The following is a 23,693-nucleotide window of genomic DNA, read 5'->3' as shown; positions in this document are numbered from 1 at the left end:
GGACCGGTGCACAAGATCGGACCATGGCGCCTCCCGTCCGCGGACACGTCGGAAGGAAGATACTTCGGATTCGAACTAGTTGGGGGGCAGAGCCGCCCGTCAATTCCCTCTCGGCTAGAGGTATGCCAAGTCGTTACCTGCTGTCGCGGTCCGGCTCATCCAGTTGCCCGGAGTGGGCTTCCAACCCCAGGGCCGTATGGCGGAGCGAGGGCCAGCCGCCGTACCCGGGGGTTCACCGGGTACGACGGCGTCGGCGGGCGTCGGTCGACCGCTCGGGTCAGAAAGCGATCCCGACACCGTCGATCCGGCTCCAGGCCCGTTCCTGACCGACGGTCATCGCCGGCCAGTCCCGTCCGCCCGGCCGAGAGTTGACCCGCGAGGCGTAGGAGCGGGGGCGGAAGTCCGGGGCGTAGAAGCAGCCGGTCCGGTACCTGGCGTCGAACGCGGCACAGGAGGCGGCGATCGACCGCGCCGTCGGCTTCCGCCCGGTACGCACCCAACCGTCGAGGGCGGCGATGGAGTTGGCGTACTCGGCGTTGCTCAACTCGCTGTGCTCGGTCTCCGTCGTGAAGGTCTGCACCAGGTGCTCGTCCCGGTGGGAGCCCTGGAGGGTGGCGCGGTAGGCCGCCTCGTGCTCGACGAACGCCGTCGGGTCGTCGATCGCGTGCAGGGTGAGGACCGGGATGGCGACCCGGCCGGTGAGGTCGCTGTCGTAGGACAGGTCGCGCCGGGCCGTCGGGTCGGCGGCGAACCGCTCGACGCCCGCGTTGAGCGCCCGGTCGTCGTGTGAGCCGGTGTACCACACGCCCCGGTTGTCGAACGGGTTACGGCCGCCGAGGCGCTGGTGCACGATGTCGCGGAAGGTGAAGGTGGCGAACCGCAGGTGGGACTCCAGCGTCCGCTCGGGGATGCCGGTCACCGCCAGGATGTCGTCGAGGTTGCGCTGCTGCAGGGCGGTCCGGTCGGCCGGGGCGGAGTCGAATCCGGTGCATTCCGCGAGGCGGGCCCCCAGACCGGCGCTCGTCATGGTCGAATCGACCCGCAGTCCCTCCCAGAGCGGATACTGCGGCTCGGTCGGCCGCGGGTGGTTCTGGCAGTAGTACTGGTAGACGACCCGCAGGTCGACCCGGTAGTCGTAGCCGCGCGAGCCGCCGCCGAGCACACCGTTGGTGAGCAGGGCGCCGTCGTACGGGCCGTGCTTCCCAGCGTACGTCTCCACGACCTTGGCCGCGACGTTGCCGCCCCAGGACTGACCGTGCACGTACGTCCGCCTCGGCTTGCCGAACTCGGCGACGAACAGCCGCCGCACGTTCTCGGTGTCGGCGGCGGCCATCCGGGTGCCGTAGCCGCCCCGACGGTAGGACGAGCCGGCCCAGGCGTAGCCCTCGTCGACCATCACCGACCATCGGTCCAGGTCGCCGGTGCTGCGCTCGGGGTCGGAGCTGTCGCCGAGGTCGGGGCCGCCGTGGGCGTGCACGACGAGCGAGCCGTTCCACCGGTTCGGGACGGCGATCGTGTAGTACGCCCCGTTGTCGTCCTGACCGCCGTAACACCTGGCCTTGCCGGCCACGTTCGCCGGGCAGTCGACGGGTGTCGGAGGTGCCGCCGCCTGGGCGGCGGGCGGGCGACCGAGCGTGCCGACGACGACCCCGAGCAGGCAGACGGCCAACCCCGCCGGACGGAGGCGGGATCGGAACCAGCGGGGGAGTCGGCTGAGCTTTCCTGATGTGTCCACGGTGGTGGCTCCTCGTTCTCGTCGGCGCGCCGTCGCGCCGCGGGCGTGATGTTAGGGAGCCGTCACGTCGACGGTGATCGTTGAGTTCATATTGGTCACGAGCCCGGCAGTCCGAGGAGAGGTGATCGGCGCGCTGTCGGTCCCTTCCGTCACACCGGACCGATCCCGCCTCCGGTGAGCAGCCGGGCGACGTGCACGAGCGGTGCGGCGATCCCGGGCAGGTGTTCCGGGTCGGTGATGCGTCCCGGCCGGTAGCTGAGCAACTCGGCGCCGTACAGACTCCAGGTGGGTACGGCGCCGGCGAGGTGTGCCTGGACGAGTGCGGGCGTGACGAGCCCGCGTACCGCCCCGGCGTCGGCGGCGGTGATCCGAAAGTGGTGGTCGAATTCGGGGTGCCCGGTGGGCACGCCGGAGGAGCCGAAGAGGTTGCCGGCGAGTTTGGAGATGGTGCCGCGGCGCTCGACGGCAACCGACGGACAGCTGTGGGGGAGGCGCACCACGGTCACCACGAAGTGGTGGGTGTGACTGCTCGTGGACGTTGTCGTGCCGCCGACGCCGTCGGACCCCGTGGTAATTTGCGTCGCGGTGTAGGCGTACTCGGCCACACTGACCACGTACCCGTTCATGGTGGTGGACAGCGCGACCGAGACCCCGGCGCGGTTTCCGCCGGGCAGCCGGGCGCCCCAGTCCACGGCAGGGTGCGGCGTGACCGTCCACCGGTGCTGCGCGGCCCACTGGTGGAGGCGGTCGCGTCGCCGTCGGTCGGACAGCACCCGAACGACGGCGACGGCGGCGAGCAGCAGAAGTGACAGCAGGCAGACACCGCTGACCAGCACGATCAGGGCCAGGTCCATCATTCCCTCTTCTCCGGGCGACGTGGCGGGCACCCTGGCCGGCCGCCGCCGGCATGGCCAGCGGTCAGGCCCGGGCGCCGCCGGCCCTGATGGCGCCGCCGGTGCGAAGGGCCAACAGCATGGCCAGGACCGCGTCGAACACCCCGACGCCGAGCAGGAAGCCACCGGACAGCCCGGTGTTGTCGAGTCCGGTGGCGGCCGCCAGCAGAATGCCGGTACCGAGCAGTGCGACCAGTCGGAGAACCGCGAGCCACTGACCGAGGCTGCCGAGGCCCCGCGCGGTCGTCGGTGCGGTGCCGGCGCGACCCGCCCGCACCGCCGAGATGTTCGCCGCGCCGACCACCACCAGGAGAAGCACACCTGCCAGTGCGTTGCCGGCCACCAGGAGAATCGGCCAGACCGACATCCCGGAGACGGATCCGCGTTCGACGGCCGGCCAGACCACGCCGGCGAGCCCGAGCAGAGCCAGATCCATGAGGATCAGTACCGCGGCCATCCAGGCGCGACCCAGTGCCGCCCGCCGCCGGTCGCCGTCCCGGTCGGGCCGGGGCTGGATCGGGTACGGAGTCATGACGGACGTTCTCCTCCCGTGCGACTGGCGGTGAGCGCTGCCGGGGACGTTTCGGCGAGCGGTCGGATCACGCGGTGGTGGCGGACGGCCAGTGCCCCTCTCGGTAACCGGTGTTGTCGTTGAGCTTCTGCCGCAGCGTGGAATTGGCGGAGGAGCAGACCGACTTCAGGATCAGGCCGCCGCTGTAGAACGCGCCGACCGCCACCAGTGCGGCAGCCGCGGCGATGAACGGCGCGGCCGGGAGCCCGAAGATGGTGGCGCTGGAGGTCACCGCCCCGATGATGCCGGCGACGAGGGCGCCCAGGGCCACGATCAGGGCGCCCCAGAACGCGATGATGCCCTTGGCGACATCGGACAGGGCGCTGCTGACTCCGTCCGAGTAGACGGACTTCATCTTGTCCAGTGCGGTCTCCTGCAACGGCAGGTTCTGTCGGTACCGCTCCGCGGCTGTGCCGTCCCAGCGGTCGTCGGTGGCGAGCGTGCCTACCTTGGCCGACTGGACCTGGGCACTCACCGGCCCACCGACGTTGTTGCTCCACGAGTCGGCGGTGCTCCACAGGGTCGACGGGGAGCCCATGTTGGTGAAGATCTCCGCCAGGGCGTCCCAGCACTCGCGGAGAAATCCCGTGAACTTGTTCCAGCCCTCGAGCACCTTGTCCTGAAGCGGCCCGGGAAGCCACCCCATCTTGTTGTTGATGTTGTTCTGCAGTTCGCTGGTCTTGGTGTTGATCCGGGCCACGGTGCTGTGAATCTTGTTGATCAACGCCTGTTCTTCGGCGGCTCCGACCGTCACGCCTGCCTCCTCCGCTGAATGGATCGGTGAACGACTGCCCGTACGTCTACTTCGGTTCCCATATCCCGTCGAACCTCTTGGCGGCGGTCTGGTCGTTGTCCTCGTACGCCGTGGCCACCTGATCCAGGGTGCGGCTCAGATTGTTGAGATTGGTGGTGCCCTCACGGAGGAGCCGTGCCGCTTTGGCCTGGATCTCCCGGTAGGTCACCAACAGGCCGGTCGGGTTGCTCGCCCAGGACAGCTGGGACTCGTCGAGGTCCAGCCCGTCCACGGCGCTCGCCGCCCGGGACGTCACCGCACCCACGTTCGCCCAGATGTCGGCGTCCGCTCGCAAGGCTTCGATGGAGGCTCTGAGGTCCATGGTCTTCCCTTCTCGCGCAGGGGTCGCCGCGCCGGTGGGTGTCGGGGTCAGTCGTCGCGCAGATAGAGTCGGCGGGCCAGCCCGAGCGGATCCTGAGCGAGATCCTGGAGCCGGCCCAGCGGACTCTGGTCGATCAGATCCGTGATCGTGTGTCCGCGGGTCCGCCGGTACGCCGCCTCGAACGCGTCCGTCGTCTCAGCCCCGATCGCCCGCTCGCCCGCCACCGTCAGCCACTGCTGGCTGTAGCGGATGTCGGTGACCGCGCCGTCGCCGGTGACGGTCACCGTCACGTGTCCGGACGGGCTCCGTCCCTCGAACGTGGTGCTGAGCTGAGCCTGCATCTGCTCGGAGACCTGGTCGATGCCACGCTCGACCGCCTCCAGCATGGCCAGCAGTTCCTCCAACGCCGCCTGCCCGCGATAGCTGTTCATCGGGGCCGTCGCCAGCTCGTCCAGTTGGTAGGCGAACGTTTCGTGGCCCAGCGGCATCGGCCGGGCGGTCGGGTCGGGCAGTTCGTCCTGCTCCACGAAGGCCGTACTCCACGCCTCCAGCCGGTTGGCGTTGGCCCGCGCTGTCGCCTCCTGGAGCGCCGCCGGCAGCCCCGTGGCACCCAACCGGTTCCGCCAGGCCCGGTCGACCTGTACGTCGCGTACCCGGCCCGCCGCGTCGATGGTGACGGTGACCGAGCCGGTGCTGTCGGTGCCGCCGGTGGTCCTCGCCGCCACCTGGGCCGCGTCTGCCTTCTGTGCCAGGCTGTCCGCCTGGTCCCGCAGCCGGGCCAGTTTCTCCAGCGGGTCCTCTGCGGTCATCGCCGCCCCGGCGTCCACGACCGGGATGCGCCGTTGAGGTGCCAGCAGGCCCGTCCTCCGGAGTCCGGTGCGCGACCGGGCGACTCCTCGATCCCCATTGATCAGCCCTCCCGTGCGTGGCCGTCACCGCATCCCCGGTGATCGATCGTGATCCGGCGCGGCCGGTAGCCGGAAGCATAGCGATCAACAGTGGATGTCGTGGGTCCGTCCTTCCGCATCCGGGCGCCGTCCGAGTCCCGACGATCTGATCTCGGCGTGCGGCGGACCGGGCCGGGGACGTCCGGATCGGCTATGCGAAGAGGCGGACCGCGCCGCCCCGGCCGGCGTACGGTGCCCAGCCCTGTTCGGCCAGCGCCGCCGCGCCGCCGGCCACGAACGACAGCCAGGCCGTGCGCAGTGGCCCGCCACGCTCGGCCACCTCGGCCCAGGACTGCCCGGCGAGCATCGGCGCCCGCGCCCAGGCGGCCTCGTCGCCGAAGAGCAAGGGCAGGTCGCTGCAGTGGCAGGCCCGGTACGGCGAGGTCGACGCCGGCCCGTCGATCCGGTACGCGAAGACCCGGGCGCCGGCCTCGGCCAGCATCCGGGCGAACCGGAGCGTGGGTCGGGCGAAAACCGCCCAGGTCGCCGACCCGATGAGTCCGTTCTCGACGGTGCGCCCGACCAGCGGCAGGTGCCGGGAGACCGGACCGCCGCCCAGGAAGTACGCGATCTCGCGGCGGGTGGTGCCGAGTACCACCTCCAGATCTTCCGCGCCCGCTCGGCAGGCCGCCCGCCAGTCCGGTACCTCCGGCAGCGGCTCCACCCCGGCCACCGGCCCGTACGCCGGGGCGAACCCGAAGCCGGCACGACCGGCCACGTCCCGCTCGGCCAGCTGCTGTGCCGCGACCACCTCCGCCGGCGACGCCTTCCGGGGATCCTGGCCGAGTCGGGCGAGGAAGCGGGTCGCCACCCGGTCCGCCGCCGCCGCGCGGCCGAGCCCGAGACCGAGCGGCGGACTCTGCAGCACCGCCCGACGGAACAGCGGCCGCGCCTGTGCCACACCCAGCAGGCAGGCGACCGAGTGGGCGCCCGACGACTGCCCGACCAGCGTGACGTTCTCCGGATCGCCGCCCAGGTCCGCCACGTTGGCGCGGACCCAGCGCAGCGCCTCGATCTGGTCCAGCAGGCCGAGGTTGCCCGGGGAGATGCCGGGCGCCCGCAGATAGCCGAGGGCGCCGAGCCGGTAGTTGACGCTGACCACGACCACGTCGCCGTCGCGGGCGAGCCGGTCGGTCCGGTAGCGGTCCCAGGATCCGGAACCTGTCCGGTACGACCCGCCGTGCAGCCAGACCAGCACCGGTCGTCGTGCCCGGTCGGCGGCGGGGGTGACGATGGTCAGGTTGAGACAGTCCTCGGACTGGACGCCGACGTCCGGCACCCCGGCGACCGCCCCGGGGCGGGTCGACGGCTGCGGGCTCACACCACCGTGCTCCCGGGCGTCCCGTACCCCCGTCCAGGGCTGCTCGGGTACCGGCGGACCGAAGCGCTCCGCGGTCGCGTACCGGACGCCGCGCAGGATGGTCAGCCCGGCCGCCCGACGGCCGCGCAGCGTACCCCCGGCCACGTCGACGAGCACGTCCTCGGCGACCGTCGTCGGCGCGACGACGTCCCCGACGAGGGTGGCGGTCGGGTCTACGGTGGCCCCCGTCTGGGTGCACGGTTCGGACGTCACTGCTGGCCCTGCCCTCTCGTCGACGCCGCCGCCGGCGGGTGCGCGAGCGGCGACCGACGCCGGGGAACGGAACCGCGCCACGGTAGCTCCGCCCGACCGCACGCGACGAGCGGATTCGTCGCCGAGAGACGTACGCCATGCGCCGGGCCGACGGCGGTCGGGCGGCCGCCGGCCGGATCGGGCCGGGTGGGTCAGCCGGGTGCGTTCTTCCTGACCCCACGCAGCCCGAACAGGGCGACGGCGGCGAGCAGGATGATGGCGGCGGAGTACTCGTCGGCGGTCCGGGGCAGACCGCCGCCGTAGACCACGAGGAAGCCGGCGATGACGGCGGGCAGGCCGAACCCGACATAACAGACGATGTACAGCAGGGAGAGCACGCTGGCCCGTTCGTGCGCCTCGACCAACGGCATGACCGTCATCAGACTGCCCTGGAACCCGGCGCCGAACCCGGCGCCACCGAGCGCGATGCCGACGAAGAAGCCGGCGACGACGTCGGTGGTGACCGACACCAGGGTGATGATCATGCCGATGATCAGCGCGGTGATCCCGATGAGCATCACGGTCCGGGCGGGGGCCCTGCGCAGCAGGAGGACGGTGATGGAGGAGGAGATGGCGAAGACGAAGAGGGCGACGCCGCCGACCACGATGGAGGTGGGCCCGAGGGCGCGGACGAGCGCCGGGCCGAGCGCGCCGTAGAAACCCGCGAGTGCCCAGACGGCGAAGAGCACCGGCAGCACCACCAGCACCGGCCGGCGTACGGCCCGGGGCAGCCTGACCTCCGGCCGCAGACTCCGCAGCGCCCCTCGCATCGGTGTGACCGTCTCCGGCATCAGCATCACCCCGATCGCCTGGACCAGCAGGATCACCAGCAGGACGACGTAAACCAGTCGGGTCGGGGCGGGCAGGAACTGGATGAACAGGGCCGAGAGCAGGGCTCCGGTACCGGTGCCGATGCCGGGGGCGATGGCGTTCGTGAGTGTGCCCCGGGCGCGGTTGACGTCGAGCATGCCGGCGCCGACGGCACCGGTGGCGGTACCGGCCGCGAGCCCCTGGACGGCGCGGGCGGCCAGCAGCGTGGGTACGCCGTCGGCGAAGACGAAGATGACCAGTGCGACCATCTGCACCGCGATCGCGACGAGCAGGACCGGTCGGCGCCCGACATGGTCGGACAGCTTGCCGACGGTGAGCAGGGCCACCAGTACCGCGACGGCGTAACTGGCGAACACCACGGTGGTGGTGATCGGCGAGAAGTGCCAGCGCGCCTGGTAGATGCCGTACAGCGGGGTCGGGGCTGACGACGCGGCCAGGAACGACACGAGGATCGAGGCGAGCAGCAACAGGGACACTTCCGGCGAAAGACGCCGTTGTCCGGTGATACCCATGTCGTGGCCCCTCGGGTGCTGCCGCGCGTCACCTGGCCGCACGCTGCGGTCAGGGCGGGGTGGCATACCCGATGTGCCGCGATACACGCGACCCGGACGCTCGGCAGGGCCGTCAACCCCCGGGTGTGCCGGAGTTCCCCGAACCCGGGATCACCCGGTGTGGGGCGGGCGGATGAGCCGGTTGGTGACGCCGAGGAAGACCGCGGGCGATCACGACGAAGCCCCGGGCCCGGACAACCCGGCGCCGCACCGCGTGGGCGGTGATCACGCCTACCGACGCCGTCGTGCCGCCCACGCGGCGCCGACGACCGTCGCGACGACCGGCACCAGACAGCAGAGCGACAGGACGAGCAGATGCCACGGTTTGACCGCTACCATGGCCGGCGACCCTACCGGTCGGTCGCCCGGGAGCGCTGCGGCGGGTCGCATGATGCTGCCCCGGCGGCCGCCGGGATACCGGTCAGTCGCCGCCCTGACCCTTCGGCGCGCGGCGGATCGGGGCCACGGTCGGTACCGGATCGTTGGTCAGGAAGTCCAGCACGATCGTGTTGACCAGCGCGGGCTTCTCCTGGGTGAGGAAGTGCGAGGTGCCGGGTACGACGGCGAACTCGCCGTTCGGCAGCGCGTGGTACAGCTCGACCAGGTGCGACATCGTCATGATGTCGTCGTCGGCGGCGACCACCAGGGTGCGGTGCGGGACCCTGGCCACGTCGGAGGTCTCCAGCGTCGGCTCCTTCGCGGCCATCTCGCCGACCTTCGTCGCCACCACCTTGAAGTGGTCGATGCCGTCGGGGGACACCTCACCGTACGACGGACCGAGGAACTCGAAGATCAGATCGACGTTCCACTCCACGTCCGGTGCGGCCTCGCCGCGCTTGTTGAAGCCGCTGCTGATCAGCACCAGGCGCTTCACCAGCTCGGGCCGCTGGATCGCGACCAGCATCGCCACCACACCGCCGTCGCTGTGCCCGACGAGGTCGGCGGGCTCACCGACGACCGTCTCCAGGAACGCGATGGTGTCGTCCGCCATGAGCTGGTACGTGATCGGACCCTCGACGTCCGGGGTGTGCCCGTGTCCACGGCGCTCGGGCGTGAACACGTGGAACCTCTCGGCCAGCGGGTCGATGTTCGGCGCGAAGAACCGGGCGTCGACCAGACCGCCGTGCATCAGGACCAGCGGTTCACCCGTGCCGTGCTCGTCGTACCAGGTCTTCACCGCACCGAGTTGGACGTACGTCCCCATTCGTCGGTCACCTTCCCCCGTTCGGCGGTCACGGACGTAGATCCTGCCGTGGCTCCGGCGGCACCGACAATCCCCTGTGTATCCGGAACAACGGCCGGACCGTGGGAGCGGGTCGACGGCCGTCCGCCGCCGGTCCCACGGTCCGGTGGACCGGTCGTGGGACCGACGGCGGCGTGTCTGCGGTCAACAGGTGCCGATCTGCCGCCACTGGGCGGTCAGCCCGGGCTCCGAGCCCTGGGTCCACCAGTTGGCCTGCCAGAGCCTGCCGTTGTGCCGTACCCGCTGGCCCTCCAGGTAGACCGTGCCCCAGTCCCAGGCCGGCACACCGGCGCAGCCGACCGGTGGCGGTGAGGTCGGCGTCGCCGTCGGCGAGGGGGTCGGGGTCCGGGTCGGCGTCACCGTCGGTGAGGGGGTCGGGCAGCCGCCTCCGGCGCCGACCGTGTCGACGTGGCCGGTGCCGGCCGCCCGGTAGGCCGCGACCCGGTTCTTCACCTCGGCGGTCGTGAGTACCTCCCGGTCGGTGTGGTAGAGCCAGTCCACCTGCTGCTGGTACGTGGCCTGGCCGGTGCCGGTCCGTCCGGTCAGGTCGATGAACCAGAGGTTGAAGTTGATCGACATCGAGGTCTCCGGGTAGTACCGGTCGCCGTGGTCGGCCACCTGTTGGCCGTCCACGTAGTACCGGACCCGGCCCTCCGAGACGGTGAAGACCAGGTCGTGCCAGCCGGCGAAACTGGTCCGCTGGGCGGTGTGCGTGTTGTCGGCGACCCAGGGCTCGTTCTGGTACGTCTCCCAGGTGGTCTGGTAGAAGATCGGTCCCTGCTCGCCCCAGCCGCCGTTCGGCAGGTACTCGAAGTCGATCTCGCCGTAGTTCGGGTCGAGCGGACGGTCCAGCGGGGTGATGGTGAAGAAGGTCTCGACCAGGTGGTCGCCGTCCGGACCGGCGGTCGGGGCGTCGGTGAACCGCACCCGGGCGGCGTACGTCCCCTCGAAGAACTTGCGCTGGTGGAACAGTTCGGCGTGGCTGGTGCCGCCGGCCGTACCGTCGGTTCGGGCGGTCAGCTGCAGGACCTTCTGGCCGGCGTCGGTGGGGAACGAGACGTTCGACGCCGGCCACGCGGCACCGGGTACACCGGGACCGCCGCTGTTGGTCCGGACCGTCCAGTTGCGGGCGGCCAGCGCGGGGTCGCTCGACGACGTGTAGCCGAAGTCGTCGAAGAGGGCGCCGCAGCTGGCGGCGGCGATGCCGGGCGAGGTGGTGGCGTTGGCGGCGGTGGTGGCGGTGACGGCGACCACGGCGCTCGCGGCGAGCAGGGCGGCCGCGCCGGCCGCGAGCGCTCGGGTGGGAGGTGTGCGGGACACGGGGTTCTCCTCACAGTGGGACAAACGGGGGTACGCGTGGCCGGGCGGCGTCGGCCGGCCGCACGAGAGGTGCCCAGGCGTGGAGTGGCGGCGCTGGCCTACCGGGTCGACGGTGGCGCTGGCCCATCGGGTGCCTCGTGGCGCTTGACGTCGGCGTGCGCGGGGTGGACGGGCGGTACGACGGGCTACCTGATCGCCCCGGCGGTGAGCCCGGTGCGGATCTGGCGTTGGAAGAGCACGTACGCGGCGAGCACGGGCAGCATCGCGATGGTGAGTCCGGCGAACAGACCGCTCCAGTCGCTGCGGTAGCCCTGGCTGACCGAGAGCGCGGCCAGCCCCTGCGCGAGCACGTACCGGTCGGGGTCGGGGTTGAGGACGAGCGGAAGCAGGTACTGGTTCCAGAGCCCCAGGAAGTTGAAGATCGCGATGCTGACCAGCCCGGGGCGGGCCAGTGGCAGCATCACCCGGAAGAACACGCCCCAGTGGGAGCAGCCGTCGAGGAAGGCGGCCTCGGCGAGCGCCGTGGGCAGCCCACGGAAGAACGCGTGCAGGAAGAAGACCGTGAACGGCAGCGCGTACGCGGTGTAGACCAGGATCAGTCCGGGATAGGTGCCGAGCAGCCCGAGTTGCTCGACGACGAAGAACAGCGGCACCAGGGCGAGGAAGACGGGGAAGAGCATCCCGGCGACGAACAGGTGGTAGACGATCCGGTTGCCCGGGAACGGGTAACGGGCCAGCGCGTACGCCAGCAGGGCGCCGAGCAGCATGGTGAGCACCAACGCACTGCCCACCACGATCGCGCTGTTCAGGAAGTAGCTGCCGATCGACGCCTGACTCCAGGCCCGCGACCAGTTGTCGAAACGCGGTACGGCCGGCAGGGTCCACGGACTGGTCAGGATCTCCCGGTCGGTCTTGAGGGAGCTGACCACCGCCCAGAGCAGCGGGAGGGTGACCAGCAGCCCCCAGCCGACCAGGAAGAGATGGGCGGCGGCGGGGTGGTCGCGGGTCGGCCGGGCGACCTGCGGGTGACTCCCCGGACGAGGTGGGGTGCGGGTCGTGTGGTCGGCCACCGTCGTCATGACAGCTCCACTCGCTCACGGCGGCCCACCCGCAGCGCGAGGACCGCCAGGGTCAGGGTGAGGAGGAAGAGTGCGACGCCCATCGCGGCGGCGTAGCCGAACTTCCCGTAGGTGAACGCGTTGCGGTAGAGGCCGAGGCCGATGACCTCGGTCGCGCCGTCCGGCCCGCCGGGACCGACCGTCATGATCTGCACGACGGCGAAGCCGTCGAGGGCGAGGACACCGAGATAGACGAACGCGACCTGCACGTTCTCCCAGAGCAGCGGCAGGATCACCAGCCGCAGCGTGGCGAGGCGGCCGGCGCCGTCGAGCACCGCCGCCTCCAGCACGTCACGCGGGACCGACTCCATCGCGGCGGAGAAGAGCACCAGGTAGAAACCGACCGACGACCAGATCAGGACGGCCATCACCGCCCAGAGCGCCAACCGGGGCTCGCCGAGCCAGGTGCGGGCGAGCCCGTCGAGGCCGACACCGCGCAGCAGGCCGTTGAGCAGTCCCTCGTTGGGATGGTAGATGAACTGCCAGAGCAGCGCGATGATCGGCAGCGAGAGCAGTTGCGGGAAGAAAAACGCGATCTTGTAGAGCTCGGCACCCCGGACGGCGGTGAGCCCGGGCCGACCACCGCGTCCGCCGAAGTTGACCCCGGCGGCGAGCAGCAGCCCGAGTCCGATCGTGACCAGCGGCACGACCAGCAGCATCAGGCCGTTGTTGCGCAGCGCGGCGAGGAAGAGCGGATCGTCCAGGAGCCGGCCGAAGTTGGCCAACCCCACGAACGAGACCTCACCCGACACCCCGGTCCAGTCGGTCAACGCCAGGTAGAACGCCTGCGTGTACGGCGAGAGCACAAAAACCGCGTACAACGCCAGTCCGGGCAGGATCGCGCCGGCGAGGAAGCCGTACCTGCCGTGCCGGGTGGCCGCCATCGCCGCGACTACCGGGTGTACTTGGTGACGCCGCTGTCCCGGGCCACCGCGTCCGCCGCCCGCTGGATGCGGTCGGCCCACTGGCCGGGGTTGATCCGCCGGGTGGCGAGTTCACCGGTGGCGTCGTCGATCGCCTTGGCCAGTGGCGCGTACCAGGTGCGGAAGCGGTAGGTGAAGGTGTTCGTGCCGGCCGCCGTCACCGCGTCGCGTACCGAGCCGAGTCCGCTGCTCACGGTCATTCCGTCGGTGGCACCGACGACGCTCGGCAGCGTGCTGTTCAACTCGGCGAACCGGCGGGCCACCCGCCGGGAGAAGAGGACCCGGAGGAACTCCAGCCCGCCCCGGGGGTTCTTCGCCCTCGCCGGTACCAGGAACGACTCGCTGCTGGCCGCCTGCAGCGCGCTGACCGGCAGTTTGTCGGCCGGGTCGAGCGCGGGCACCGTACCGAGCACCATGTCGAAACCGGCCGGTGTGACCCCCTTCTGCTCGGCCTCCAGCCACGACCCGCAGGGGATGATCGCCACCTTCCCCTGCGACCAGGCCGCCTGCGCCTCGGTGTGCGACAGCGCGTCGGAGCCGGAGAGCAGGTGGCCCCGGCCGGCCAGTTCGTGGATGGCGGTCGCGGCGTCGACCAGCGGTGCCTGCCTCCAGGCGCCCGGCTCCAGGTTGTCGACGGCTTTGACCAGTTCCGGGCCACCGGCCTTGGCCGCCATCGCCAGCAGCGGGTCGTTCAGGTACTCCGGATACTTGCCCTGGTACGTCCAGGGCGCGAGACCGGCCTTCTTGATCTGCTCGCAGAGCGCCAGCATTTCGTCCCAGGTCGTCGGCCAGGTCCAGCCGTGGCGGGCGAAGAGCGGCCGCGAATACCACAGCCCCCAGACCGTGTAGGTGAAGTTGAGGGTCTGCACCCGGCCGTCGAGCGTGCCGTCCTCGACGACGCCGGGCAGCAGCGTCTGGCGTACGGTCTTCGTCGGGTCGTCCAGCGCGGGCGCGTCGAGCAGCTCGCCGAGGTCGGTGAGTTTCTTCGCACCGACCAGGGTGGCCAGGTCGAGGCGGCCGGCGCCGGTGTTGTCCACCACGTCCGGCGGGGTGTCGGCGACGAACCGGGGTTGCAGCGCCTCACCCACCTTCTGGATCCCCTTGTGGTCGACGGCGGATCCGGGGAACCGCTCCCGGTAGATGTTCCCGGCGTTGATCGCGTACTCGTCGCCGTAGCCGCCCTTGAAGACGACCACCTCCAGACCGGCGTCGGCCGGGGCGCCGAGCGGGTTCTCGGCGCTCTTCTCTCCGGTGACGGCCGGGGTGTCGTCGCGTCCACCGCTGGTGACGCAGCCGGTCAGGGCCGGTGTGGCGAGCGCCGGCACGGTGAGTCCCACGGCGCGCAGCAGGCCGCGCCGGGTGGGGTGGTGTCGGGGCGGGGGAGCAGAGTTCATCGGGTCCTCGCTCTCGCTCAGGCGGTACGTCGGATCCGGCCGGCGTACCGGGCCTCCAGTTCGTGGTTGTGCGCGTCGCCACCCGGCACGTTCGCCGAGCGGTAGATGGGCGGGGTCTCGCCGGCCGCGACCAGCCGGGCCACCACCTCGCAGACGAGCTGCTGGGCGAGCAGCGCCGCGGTGATCGAGGAGATGGCGCCGACCGCACCGCCGCCCGGCACCGGCAGGGCCGCGTCGCCGTACGGGGCGCCGTTGTCGAGTACCACGTCGGCGATGTCCGCCAGCCGTCGGCCGGAAGGGTGCCGGGACTCCACCCGTGAGCTGTGGTCGAGCGAGGTGATCGCGACGAGCCGGTGACCCCGGTCGCGCAGCAGCAGTGCGAACTCGACGATCACGCCGTTGACCCCGGAGTTGGACGCGACCACGAAGATGTCGTCCGGCTTGACCGGGGCGAGTTCGTAGAGGCGGTGGGCCACCTCGGGGTCCCGTTCCAGGAACGGATCCTCGAGTACGGCGCGGGGGGCGCCGCCGTACAGCACCAGGTCGCGTAGCGCGATCTTGTTGGTCGGTACCAGGCCGCCGGCCCGGCCGGCGATCTCCATCGCGAGTGCCTCGGAGTGGCCGCAGCCGAACGCCTGGACCACGCCGCCGTCGCGCAACGCGGCGGTGACCAGGTCGGCGGCCCGCTCGATCCCGGGCCGCTGGGTCCGGTGGACCCGGTCGATGGCGGCTGTCACCGCGTCGAGGTAGTGCTCCGCGCCGATGCTCATCGCCCCTCCGTCAGGTTGGCGCGCCGCCGGGTGGCGCGGGTCGGTTCCTCGGGTAGCCGGTGGGCGTCGACCGCTCGCGCGGTCACCTCGAACGCCTCCAGGGTCCGCTGGTGGGTGCGCTGGGCGACGGCCACGTAGATCAGGTCGAGGACGAGCAGTTGGGAGTGCAGCGCGGAGAGTGCCGCCACCCGGAACGTGGTCTCCTGCACCGCCGTGGTCAGCACCACCTCCGCCGCCTCGGCCAGCGGCGAGCGGGGGAACGAGGTGACCGCGACGGTCAGGGCGCCGTGGTCGGCCGCCTCGGCGAGCACCTCGATCACCTCCCGGGTCCGGCCGCTGTGGGAGAGCCCGATCGCCACGTCGCCGGGGGCGAGCAGCGCGGCGTTGGTCAGCGCGGTGTGCGGGTCGGGCCGGTGCCAGCAGGGGATCCGGATGCGTTCCAGCCGGAACGCCATCTCCCGGGCGGCGTTGCCGGAACTGCCGAGCCCGAACAGCTCGACCCGTTGCGCGGTGGCGACGGCGGAGGCGACCCGGTCGACCGCGTGGAGGTCGACCTGGCCGGCGGTGTCCTGGATGGCCCGCGAGTCCGCGCCGGCGATGACGCCGAGGAGATGGTCGAGGGGATCCTCCGGGCCGATCTCCCGGTCGATGTCGGTGTCCCACCGGGCCTGGGCGGCGCGGCCCGTCTCGGTCGCGACCGCGACCCGCAGCTCGGCGTAGCCGCGGTAGCCGAACACCCGGCAGAACCGGGTCACCGTGGCGGTGGAGGTGCCGGCGCGCTCGGCGAGGTCGATGATCGTCGCCCGCGCGGTCTCCTCAGGCGCGATGAGGATCTGTTCGGCGACCCGCTGGAGGGCGACCGGCAGGGTCGGTAACTCGGTGCGCAGCCGCCCGAGCAGTCCGCTCTCCGGCATCAGCATTCCTTTCACGTTCGCTCGTTGGTGAAAAAAACTATGACCACTATGGCCATCACGTCAATAGTTTTGACATTATCGATCGGTGTCCTCGTGGCCTGGGCGGCCGGAGCCGCACGATGTCGCTGTACCCGCACCCCTGGTTCTCGGCGCCGACTGCGGCGGCACCACCAGTCGGATCGTCGTCGCGACGCTGGACGGGCGGGTGGTCGGGCGGGCGAGTGGTGGTCCGGGCAACCCGGTCGCCGGCCCACCCGCCGAGACGGCCGCCGCGCTGGGCCGGGCCGTCCGGGCCGCGCTCGCCGACGTCGACCCGGCCCGGGTCGTCGCGGCCACGGTCGGGCTCGCCGGAGTCGCCCGGCTCGCCGAACCGGCTGCCGCCGCCCCGTACGCGGCACAGTGGTCCGCCACCGGCCTGCGCTGCCCGATGTGGACGGTCGGCGACGCCGTCGTCGCGTTCGCCGCCGGCACCCCGGAGCCGTCCGGCAGTGTCCTGATCGCCGGCACCGGCGCGGTCGCCGCCCGGATCCGCGACGGCGGCACCGTCCAGGTCGCGGACGGGCTCGGCTGGCTGCTGGGCGACGAGGGCTCGGGTTACTGGCTCGGCCTGCGCGCGGCCCGGCTCACCGCCCGGGCGCTCGCCCGGGACGCGCCGGCCGGCCCGCTCGTCCGGGCGGTCTGTACCCGGGTCGGCGCGACCGACCCGGACGGCTTCGTGACCCGGGTGTACGACCTCGGCCGGCACCGGCTCGCCGGGCTCGCCGACACCGTCACCGAGGCGGCCGGGGCCGGTGACCCGCAGGCGGTCGCGCTCGTCGCCGAGGCCGCCGACCGGCTCACCGACACCCTCGCCGAGGTGCATCCCGCCCCGGGACCGGTGGTGCTCGCCGGCGGGGTCCTGACCGGGGCGGTCGAGATCCGTGCCGCCGTACAGCGGCGTCTTCTGGCGCGGCTCGGTCGACCCGGCCTGGTCGCCGGCGACGGCGCCGCCGCGGCGGCCTGGCTGGCCGCCCGGGAACTCCGGCCCGGGCCGTCCGGTGCTGGCGTCGCGCTGCACACCCGGTTGATCGCCGGTACGTGACGACCCGTACCTCCGGTCGTCGGGCCCGGGGTGACCCCGGACCCACCCCGCCCTGGAGTCGCCGGAAGTCGACCGATGTTCACCACTGACCGGATGGCGGGGCGGGTCGGTCGGCCCGGGACGGCGCCCGCAGTTCGGACAGTCGGGGGACGAGCAGGGCTGTGCCGAGCAGGATTCCGGCGACCTCGGGCGCGAGCAGGATCCACTGCCGGGCGGTGGCCGCGTCCCCGATCGCCATCTCGGCGGTACGGACGCCGGCGAGGCCGGTGACCGTGAGGGTGGCGAGCAGCAGCCCGGCCAGGTGCAACCGGCAGAGGGCGAAGATGAGGATCGACGCTCCGACGGCCAGGTGCAGGCCGACGATCACTGCGTTCAGCTCGGCCAGCGTGTCGCGCTCGGTGAGGTGGACGCCGTACGGGGTCCGGACGAGCCAGGCCGCCACGCCGATCAGTAGCAGGCCGAGGCCGAACACCCAGGTGCTGATCCGGAGGATCACTCCGCCTCCTCAGGTCGATCGGGTCAGTGCGTGGACGGTGAGCGTGACGAGTTGCCGGAGCCGGCGTTCCAGCGTCTCCGCCGGGGCGTACGCCTGCTCGATGCCGGTCGTCGCGTCGAGCAGCAGGACCGCCAGGTCGCGGGTGGGCACCAGGTCCGGGTCGAGATCGTCCCTCTCCGCGAGCAGCTCGGTGAGGATGTCGCACAACCGTCGGTGGAAGTCGGCCAGCAGGTCGGCGGCGACGGTGGCGGCATCGGCCAGCAGCTCGGCCCGGACCTCGTCGCCGGCCTGCCCGACCACCAGTCGGAACTTGGCGTACAGCACCGCGTGCAGGCGTTCCGGCAGCGGGTCGTCGCCACCGGCGGCCGCCTCGGCCTCGGCGACGGCCGCGTCCAGCAGTCGGGCACCGACCGCGCGGAAGATCTCCTCCTTGCCCCTGAACCGTTGGTAGACGGTGGGTCGGGAGACGCCGGCGGTCTCGGCGATCCGCTCGATCGAGGTGTGCCGGAACCCGTGGCGACCGAAGCAGACCAGCGCGGCGTCGAGGATCCGGTCGACGGGAACGGCGGGCACCATCTTTACAGCCTTTACAAAAAATGTATATCTGTCAAGATGCTGCCGTCGGCCCCGGCGGCCGGGTCAGCCGTTCGAAGCCGACCGTCCCGACCAGCACCGTGGCGACCAGCGCCAACGCGGCCAGCGCGGGCAGCATCCGGCCCACCGGCAACAGGAGCAGGATCACGACCACCACGACGAGCTGTGTCGGCGGCGCCGAGCGGACGGAGAACCAGCCGAACAGCAGCCGGCCGGAGAGATAGAGCGCCGCGCCGCCGAAGAGCGCGGTCGCCGAGGCCCAGTCCAACGACTCGCCCCCGAAGGAGTCGGGCCGCCCGTGCGCCAGGTGCTCGACCACCTGCTCGATGCCGAGCGCCAGATAGATGATTCCGCTGACCAGGAGCAGGTACGCCAGGCTGTACGCGTCGCTGGCGATCCGGTCCCGCCGCGCTCCGGTCGCCTCGGCCAGGGCCCGGGCCGCGGCCGGCCCGATCCGGTCGAAGTAGAGCCACCAGAGGCAGACCGTCACGGTCAGCCCGAGCAGTGCCGCGAACAGGACCGGAGCCCGGGTCACCGCCGTACCGGCACCGGTCCCCACCGAGATCAGCGACTCACCGAAGGCGATGATCAGTGCCAGCGCGTTGCGCTCACTGAAGTGGTTCGGGCTGCGCAACTGCCAGCCGCCGGCGACGGCGAAGGCGGTCCGCTGGCCGCCGATGTCGATGAGTGACGACGCCACCCAGAGCAGGGTCTGCGCGGTGCCGCCGTACACGGCGCCGAGGACGAGCGGTATCCAGGCGAGCACGATGGGGATCGCGATCAGCCGCAGCCCGGCACGTACCCGTGGATCGTGCGCCACCACCAGGTAGTAGAGGAGGAAGTGCACCAGCCGGAGTGCGACGTAGGCCCCGACCAGGATCAGCGGTGCCGTCATCCCGGTGTGGGCGGCACGCCACGCGTCCGGTATCACCAGTGCGGCGACGAAGAGCGCCGCCATCGCCAGCAGCGTCCCGGCCCGGATCACGCCCACGTCCGCCCGGACCTGGTTGGCCAACCAGGTGTACGCCGCCCAGGAGAACCAGATCAGCACCAGCAGGACCAGTCCCTGACCCATGCTCCGGAAGGTGGGCGGATGGCCCATGAAGTCGATGATCCGGGTGAGGGCGAAGACGAAGACCAGATCGATGAAGATCTCGAACGGGGTGACCCGGTGCGTCTCGGCACTGGTCGGCACCGCGCGGGGCCGGACGAGCCGTCTCATCGGTCCCCGTTCCCGCCGCGCCTTCCGTGTGTACGGCGGTCAGGGCCGTTCGCCGACGCCGGTCCCGACCTCCGCCAGCCGCCCCCCGCTGAGGCGGGACGCCAGCGGCGCGGTCGGCATGCCACCGCTCGTCCGCAGGCCCACCAGGAACTCCTCGATCGCCTCCCGCGCGCTGTGCCGGGGCGACCAGCCAAGCTCGGTCCTGGCCCGGCTGGTGTCCATCACCGGAACCCGCAGCACCGCCTCCAGCAGTTGCGGCGAGGCCGGCACCAGGTGCAGGTGCCAGGCGGCGGCCAGCGCCGCCCGCGCCAGGCCGGCGGGCAGCCGTACCGTCCGGGCCCGCAGACAGTCGGCGAGCAGCCGCCCGTCCACCACCGGCTCCGCGGCGACGTTGAACGCGCCGCGCACGTCCCGCAGCACCGCCAACCGGTACGCCTCGGCGGCGTCCGCGCTGTGCAGCGCCTGGAACCTCAGCCCGGGCAGGTCGGGCATCACCGGTACGACCCCGGGCCGGACCAGCCGCCCGGGCAGCAGCGGGCCGGTGAAGAGGCGACGCTGCTGGCTGGCGGCCTCCCGCTTGAAGATGAACCCGGGGCGCAGCCGGACCACCCGGATCCGCGGATGTGCCCGCTCGAAGGTGTCGAGAACACGTTCGAGGTACGCCTTCTCCCGGGTGTAACCGGCCGTCGGCCAGCCGTCGGTCGGCCAGCTCTCGTCCACCGGCCGGTCCTTCGGCCCCGGCGAGTACGCCCCGACGCTGGAGGCGTGCACCAGGGCCGGTACGCCGGCCCGGGCGACCGCGTCGAAGACCCGCCGCCCACCGACGACGTTGACCCGCCAGGTGGTCAACGGCTGGTGCGTCGGCTGGAACAGCCAGGCCAGGTGCAGCACGACGTCGGCACCGTCGAAGATCTCGACGAGATCGGACGTGACGATGTCCGCCTCGACCCATTCCGTCTTCGGCGCGCGCCAGCGGGGGCGGCGGCGGGCCACTCCGACTATCGCGCCCACGGCCGGGTCACCGCCCAGCGTCTCGACCACACTCGTCCCGACGTTGCCGGTCGCTCCGACCACCACGACCCGCAGGCCCGTCCCGGTACCACCCGTCGGGCTCATCGACACACCTCCCGGCAGTCGGGGGCCGTCCCCGGTGGCCCGGCCCGGTCGCGAGCCGGCCCGCCGAGGACCGGACACCGGCAACTCGCGGGAAAGCTCATGACCGGGCCCATTCCCGACGATCGGGCCGGCAAACCTCCTCGGGATGTGTCGCGGCGACGGTCGTCATTCCGGGCGGGCGGCCAGCGCCGTTTCCGCGTACGTCCAGAGCCGGTCGGCGGCGGCCGGGTCCAGGGCGTGCCTGGCCACCCCGCCGGTGGCCTCCGGCCCGCCGACCACCACCTCGGCCTCCTGGTTGTCCTCGAAGTAGCGACCGGTGACCCCCTCCACCAGCGGCGACGCGGCCAGCAGGACCGGGGTGGCGGCGCCCTGCGCCGGGGTCTTGTAGTAGTCGAGTTCGATCCGGTTGCCCGCCTCGTCCAGCACTCCGAAGGCGCGGAGCGTCTCGTCGTCCATGTGGCGTTGCAGGTTGGTCATGATGTAGCCGGGGTTGAGCGCGTTGGCGACGATGCCGTCGGCGGCCCAGCGTCGGCCGATGCCGACCGCGAGCAGCACGTCGGCGGTCTTCGAGCGGCCGTACGCCGACCAGCGGTCGTACGGCTGCCGCTCGAACTGCGGGTCGTCGAAGTCGAACGCCTCCCGCAGGTGCGCCCCGGAGCTGACCACCACCACCCGTGCCGAACCGGCGGCGCGCAGGCTGTCGTGCAGCCCCCGGACGAGCGCGAAGTGACCGAGGTGGTTGATGGCGAGCTGAAGCTCCCAGCCCTGTGGGCTGACCTGACGGGTGGGAACCGCCATGACGCCCGCGTTGGCGACCAGGGCGTGCACCGGGCCCTGCCAGGCGGCCACGAACGCGTCGACCGACGTCAGGTCGGCGAGGTCGAGCGCGGCCGTACGGACGCTGCCCGGACCGGTGCCGGCGAACTCCGTGACCAGCGGTTCGGCCAGTCCGGGGTCCCGGGTGGCGACGGTGACCTCCGCCCCGGCGCCGGCGAGGGCCCGGGTGGTCTCCAGACCGATGCCGGAGGCGCCGCCGGTGACGATCATCCGGCGGCCGGTCAGGTCGACCCCGTCGAGGATCTCGGCGGCGCTGGTACGGGCGGTGAACGGGGTGGTCAGGCGTGGTGCTTCTGTCATGAGGCCAACGCTATGCGTCACTCCACTGGACTGTCTGTAGTCTGGAGTCCGTCACTCTTTAGCAACAGTCCAACCCGAGGTTGCCGTGGACCCCCTGGACGAGGTGCTCGCACTGCTCGGCACCACGAGCCGGCTCTCCGCCTCCATGGTCGCCGGCGGACGCTGGGCGGTCCGGTTCGCACCACCGGCCGGCGTCAAGTTCAACACCGTACGACGGGGTCGCTGCCTGCTCCGGGTCGACGGCGTACCGGATCCGGTGGCCCTCGGGCCGGGTGACTGTTTCCTGCTGACCCGACCATGGCCGTTCACCCTCGCCAGCGACCCGGACGTCCCGGTCCAGCCGGCCCAGCCGATCTTCGAGACGGCGGTCGACGGGGTGGCCCGGGCCGGCGAGGGTGACGACGTCTTCCTGACCGGCGGCGCCTTCTCGTTCACCGAGCGGGCCCGCGCCCTGCTGCTGGACAGCCTGCCACCGGTCGTCCACGTACCCGCCGCGGCACCGGAGGCGGCGAGCATCCACTGGGCCGTGGCGGAGATCGACACCGAACTACGTCAGGCGCGACCCGGCGGGCAGGCGGTCACCGAGCACCTCGCACTGGTCATGCTGATCCGGATCCTGCGCCTGCACCTGGCCCGTGGCGCCACCCGAGGCTGGCTGGCGGGTCTGGCGGACCCGGTGGTCGGCCCGGCGCTGCGGGCGATGCACGGCCGGCCGGAGCGGGCGTGGACGGTGGCGGAGCTGGCGGGTACCGCCTCGGTGTCCCGGTCGACGATGGCCGCCCGATTCAAGGAGGTGGTCGGGCGCGGCCCGCTGGAGTACCTCACCAGCTGGCGGATCGAGCTGGCCGCCGAGCGTCTCCGGCGTGGCGACGAGACGGTCGCCGCCATCGCCCGGGCCGTCGGCTACGGCTCGGAGAGCGCGCTCAGCGTGGCCTTCAAACGCACCACCGGCCTCTCGCCCCGCGTCTACCGCAACCAGCGGGACCCGGTCGTGCGGTGACGGCCCGGCCGGCCCGGGGACCGTCCCCCGGGGAACTGGCCGACCCGCACCGGCCCGGGCTGGACGGGGCCACCCCGCCCTAATCCGGTTGCCGTCGCCCCGGAGGTCTGTTGGGGTGGGGGAGTCCAGGGAAGCCCACGAGGGGAGTCGTCCGATGCGTCCGTCGTCGCCGCACAGCCAGCACGCAACGGTCAACCACCCACAGGATGTGAGGCTTCATGAGTACGTCGATCTTCGTGATCGTGGCGCCGGCGGGCGCCGGTAGCAGGAAACCACAGGACGGCCCGTCGGTCGTCTGCCCGTCCGGTCGGCTCGGGGAGGGTGACTGATGTCCCTTCTCGACGATCCCGGACTCTTCGGCCGGCAGTGGGCCGAGGGCTACGACGAAGGTGCCAACCCCGACCCGGGACCGGCCGTCGACTTCCTCGCCGACCTGGCCGGCGGCGGCCGGGCGTTGGAACTCGCGATCGGCACCGGCCGCGTCGCGGTGCCGTTGGCGGCCCGTGGCGTGACCGTCGAGGGCGTCGAGGCGTCCGAGGAGATGGTGGCCCGGCTGAGGGTCAAGCCGGGCGGCGACCAGATCCCGGTGGTCGTTGCCGACATGGCGGACGTGCCGGTCACCGGTCCGTTCCACCTGGTGTATCTCGTCTACAACACCCTGTTCAACCTGGTGAGGGCCGAGCGGCAGGCGGACTGTCTCCGCAACGTCGCCCGGGTGCTGGCGCCGGGTGGAGCCTTTGTGGTCGAGGCGTTCGTGCCCGATCCGGCCGACTTCGACCGGGACGAACAGCTCGAGGTGCGGCAGGTGACCGAGGAGTCGGTGACACTGCGGGTACACCGGTACGACCGGACCGCGCAGACGTTCCTCCGGCAGACGATCCGGTTCAGCAACGACGGCGTCTCGGTCAAGCCGTTCGGCATGCACTACCGCTGGCCGGAGCAGATCGACGAGCTGGCCGAGCGGGCCGGCCTCCGGCTCGCCGAGCGGTACGCCGACTGGCGCCGGACGCCGTTCGGCCCGGACAGCCGTAGCCACGTCTCGGTGTACCGGGCCCCGTAGCCAGGACCGGCGCCCCAACGGCCGGAGGGCACCCGGGGTACGTACCCCGG

The 23,693-nt window shown here is 71.9% G+C and carries 23 protein-coding genes; 3 read left to right on the top strand and 20 right to left on the bottom strand.

What is annotated here, in order from left to right; all coding sequences use genetic code 11:
- Nucleotides 1–277: 277 nt before the first annotated feature.
- From V1633_RS25230 to V1633_RS25160, 15 genes are all read right to left on the bottom strand, one after another.
- On the bottom strand, nucleotides 278–1,735 hold the full coding sequence (locus tag V1633_RS25230) for a hypothetical protein (RefSeq protein ID WP_331216882.1): 1,458 nt from the start codon (nucleotides 1,733–1,735) through the stop codon (nucleotides 278–280).
- 149 nt (nucleotides 1,736–1,884) lie between these two features.
- The gene (locus V1633_RS25225; RefSeq protein WP_331216881.1) at nucleotides 1,885–2,592 is read right to left on the bottom strand and encodes a hypothetical protein; all 708 of its coding nucleotides are present in this window, start codon (nucleotides 2,590–2,592) and stop codon (nucleotides 1,885–1,887) included.
- Between the two features lie 61 nt (nucleotides 2,593–2,653).
- A complete protein-coding gene (locus V1633_RS25220) occupies nucleotides 2,654–3,160 on the bottom strand; it encodes a hypothetical protein (protein ID WP_331216880.1) in 507 nt (168 codons plus the stop codon).
- A 67-nt stretch (nucleotides 3,161–3,227) separates the two neighbouring features.
- Nucleotides 3,228–3,953 carry a hypothetical protein gene (locus V1633_RS25215; protein WP_331216879.1) on the bottom strand — a complete coding sequence of 242 codons (726 nt, stop codon included), beginning with the start codon at nucleotides 3,951–3,953 and terminating at the stop codon, nucleotides 3,228–3,230.
- Between the two features lie 46 nt (nucleotides 3,954–3,999).
- Nucleotides 4,000–4,314, bottom strand: a complete 315-nt coding sequence (locus V1633_RS25210; protein ID WP_331216878.1) for a hypothetical protein — start codon at nucleotides 4,312–4,314, stop codon at nucleotides 4,000–4,002.
- 47 nt (nucleotides 4,315–4,361) lie between these two features.
- The gene (locus V1633_RS25205; protein ID WP_331216877.1) at nucleotides 4,362–5,123 is read right to left on the bottom strand and encodes a YbaB/EbfC family nucleoid-associated protein; all 762 of its coding nucleotides are present in this window, start codon (nucleotides 5,121–5,123) and stop codon (nucleotides 4,362–4,364) included.
- 289 nt (nucleotides 5,124–5,412) lie between these two features.
- A complete protein-coding gene (locus tag V1633_RS25200; protein WP_331216876.1) occupies nucleotides 5,413–6,834 on the bottom strand; it encodes a carboxylesterase family protein in 1,422 nt (473 codons plus the stop codon).
- Between the two features lie 191 nt (nucleotides 6,835–7,025).
- Nucleotides 7,026–8,216, bottom strand: a complete 1,191-nt coding sequence (locus V1633_RS25195; RefSeq protein WP_331216875.1) for an MFS transporter — start codon at nucleotides 8,214–8,216, stop codon at nucleotides 7,026–7,028.
- A 460-nt stretch (nucleotides 8,217–8,676) separates the two neighbouring features.
- Nucleotides 8,677–9,459 (bottom strand): alpha/beta fold hydrolase, encoded by a 783-nt coding sequence (locus V1633_RS25190; RefSeq protein ID WP_331216874.1) that lies wholly within the window; start codon nucleotides 9,457–9,459, stop codon nucleotides 8,677–8,679.
- A 183-nt stretch (nucleotides 9,460–9,642) separates the two neighbouring features.
- On the bottom strand, nucleotides 9,643–10,818 hold the full coding sequence (locus tag V1633_RS25185; RefSeq protein WP_331216873.1) for a carbohydrate-binding protein: 1,176 nt from the start codon (nucleotides 10,816–10,818) through the stop codon (nucleotides 9,643–9,645).
- 185 nt (nucleotides 10,819–11,003) lie between these two features.
- Entirely contained in the window at nucleotides 11,004–11,897 is an 894-nt protein-coding gene (locus V1633_RS25180) for a carbohydrate ABC transporter permease (protein WP_331216872.1), read from the bottom strand.
- Nucleotides 11,894–12,820, bottom strand: a complete 927-nt coding sequence (locus V1633_RS25175) for a carbohydrate ABC transporter permease (protein WP_331216871.1) — start codon at nucleotides 12,818–12,820, stop codon at nucleotides 11,894–11,896. The genes V1633_RS25180 and V1633_RS25175 overlap by 4 nt, the downstream gene beginning before the upstream one ends.
- Before the next feature lie 8 nt (nucleotides 12,821–12,828).
- Nucleotides 12,829–14,253, bottom strand: coding sequence for an N-acetylglucosamine/diacetylchitobiose ABC transporter substrate-binding protein (gene ngcE / locus V1633_RS25170; RefSeq protein WP_331216870.1), 1,425 nt, complete (start codon nucleotides 14,251–14,253; stop codon nucleotides 12,829–12,831).
- A 17-nt stretch (nucleotides 14,254–14,270) separates the two neighbouring features.
- Nucleotides 14,271–15,023, bottom strand: a complete 753-nt coding sequence (locus V1633_RS25165; protein WP_331216869.1) for an SIS domain-containing protein — start codon at nucleotides 15,021–15,023, stop codon at nucleotides 14,271–14,273.
- A complete protein-coding gene (locus V1633_RS25160) occupies nucleotides 15,020–15,943 on the bottom strand; it encodes a MurR/RpiR family transcriptional regulator (RefSeq protein ID WP_407952108.1) in 924 nt (307 codons plus the stop codon). Before V1633_RS25160 ends, V1633_RS25165 begins: the two co-directional genes overlap by 4 nt.
- Nucleotides 15,944–16,022: 79 nt before the next feature.
- Here V1633_RS25160 and V1633_RS25155 point away from each other — a divergent pair, with 79 nt between their 5' ends.
- The gene (locus V1633_RS25155; protein ID WP_331216867.1) at nucleotides 16,023–17,018 is read left to right on the top strand and encodes an N-acetylglucosamine kinase; all 996 of its coding nucleotides are present in this window, start codon (nucleotides 16,023–16,025) and stop codon (nucleotides 17,016–17,018) included.
- A 79-nt stretch (nucleotides 17,019–17,097) separates the two neighbouring features.
- Here the strand turns inward: V1633_RS25155 and V1633_RS25150 are convergent, their stop codons facing one another.
- From V1633_RS25150 to V1633_RS25130, 5 genes are all read right to left on the bottom strand, one after another.
- Complete coding sequence (locus V1633_RS25150; RefSeq protein ID WP_331216866.1) at nucleotides 17,098–17,514, bottom strand: hypothetical protein; 417 nt, start codon at nucleotides 17,512–17,514, stop codon at nucleotides 17,098–17,100.
- 9 nt (nucleotides 17,515–17,523) lie between these two features.
- Nucleotides 17,524–18,090 (bottom strand): TetR/AcrR family transcriptional regulator, encoded by a 567-nt coding sequence (locus V1633_RS25145; RefSeq protein ID WP_331216865.1) that lies wholly within the window; start codon nucleotides 18,088–18,090, stop codon nucleotides 17,524–17,526.
- A gap of 31 nt (nucleotides 18,091–18,121) precedes the next feature.
- On the bottom strand, nucleotides 18,122–19,330 hold the full coding sequence (locus V1633_RS25140) for a low temperature requirement protein A (RefSeq protein WP_331216864.1): 1,209 nt from the start codon (nucleotides 19,328–19,330) through the stop codon (nucleotides 18,122–18,124).
- Nucleotides 19,331–19,369: 39 nt separating this feature from the next.
- Nucleotides 19,370–20,446 carry an NAD-dependent epimerase/dehydratase family protein gene (locus V1633_RS25135; RefSeq protein WP_331216863.1) on the bottom strand — a complete coding sequence of 359 codons (1,077 nt, stop codon included), beginning with the start codon at nucleotides 20,444–20,446 and terminating at the stop codon, nucleotides 19,370–19,372.
- A 165-nt stretch (nucleotides 20,447–20,611) separates the two neighbouring features.
- Entirely contained in the window at nucleotides 20,612–21,583 is a 972-nt protein-coding gene (locus V1633_RS25130) for an SDR family NAD(P)-dependent oxidoreductase (protein WP_331216862.1), read from the bottom strand.
- A gap of 85 nt (nucleotides 21,584–21,668) precedes the next feature.
- On the opposite strand from V1633_RS25130, the gene V1633_RS25125 reads away from it, so the two are divergent.
- Together V1633_RS25125 and V1633_RS25120 are read left to right on the top strand one after the other, a co-directional pair.
- On the top strand, nucleotides 21,669–22,583 hold the full coding sequence (locus V1633_RS25125; protein ID WP_331216861.1) for an AraC family transcriptional regulator: 915 nt from the start codon (nucleotides 21,669–21,671) through the stop codon (nucleotides 22,581–22,583).
- 328 nt (nucleotides 22,584–22,911) lie between these two features.
- Nucleotides 22,912–23,643 (top strand): class I SAM-dependent methyltransferase, encoded by a 732-nt coding sequence (locus V1633_RS25120; RefSeq protein WP_331216860.1) that lies wholly within the window; start codon nucleotides 22,912–22,914, stop codon nucleotides 23,641–23,643.
- Nucleotides 23,644–23,693: the final 50 nt, after the last annotated feature.

It is taken from the genome of Plantactinospora sonchi (genome assembly GCF_036422035.1).
GTDB lineage: Bacteria > Actinomycetota > Actinomycetes > Mycobacteriales > Micromonosporaceae > Plantactinospora > Plantactinospora sonchi.
Note: the sequence above shows the minus strand (reverse complement) of the source record. Positions and strands in the feature narration are given on the sequence as shown.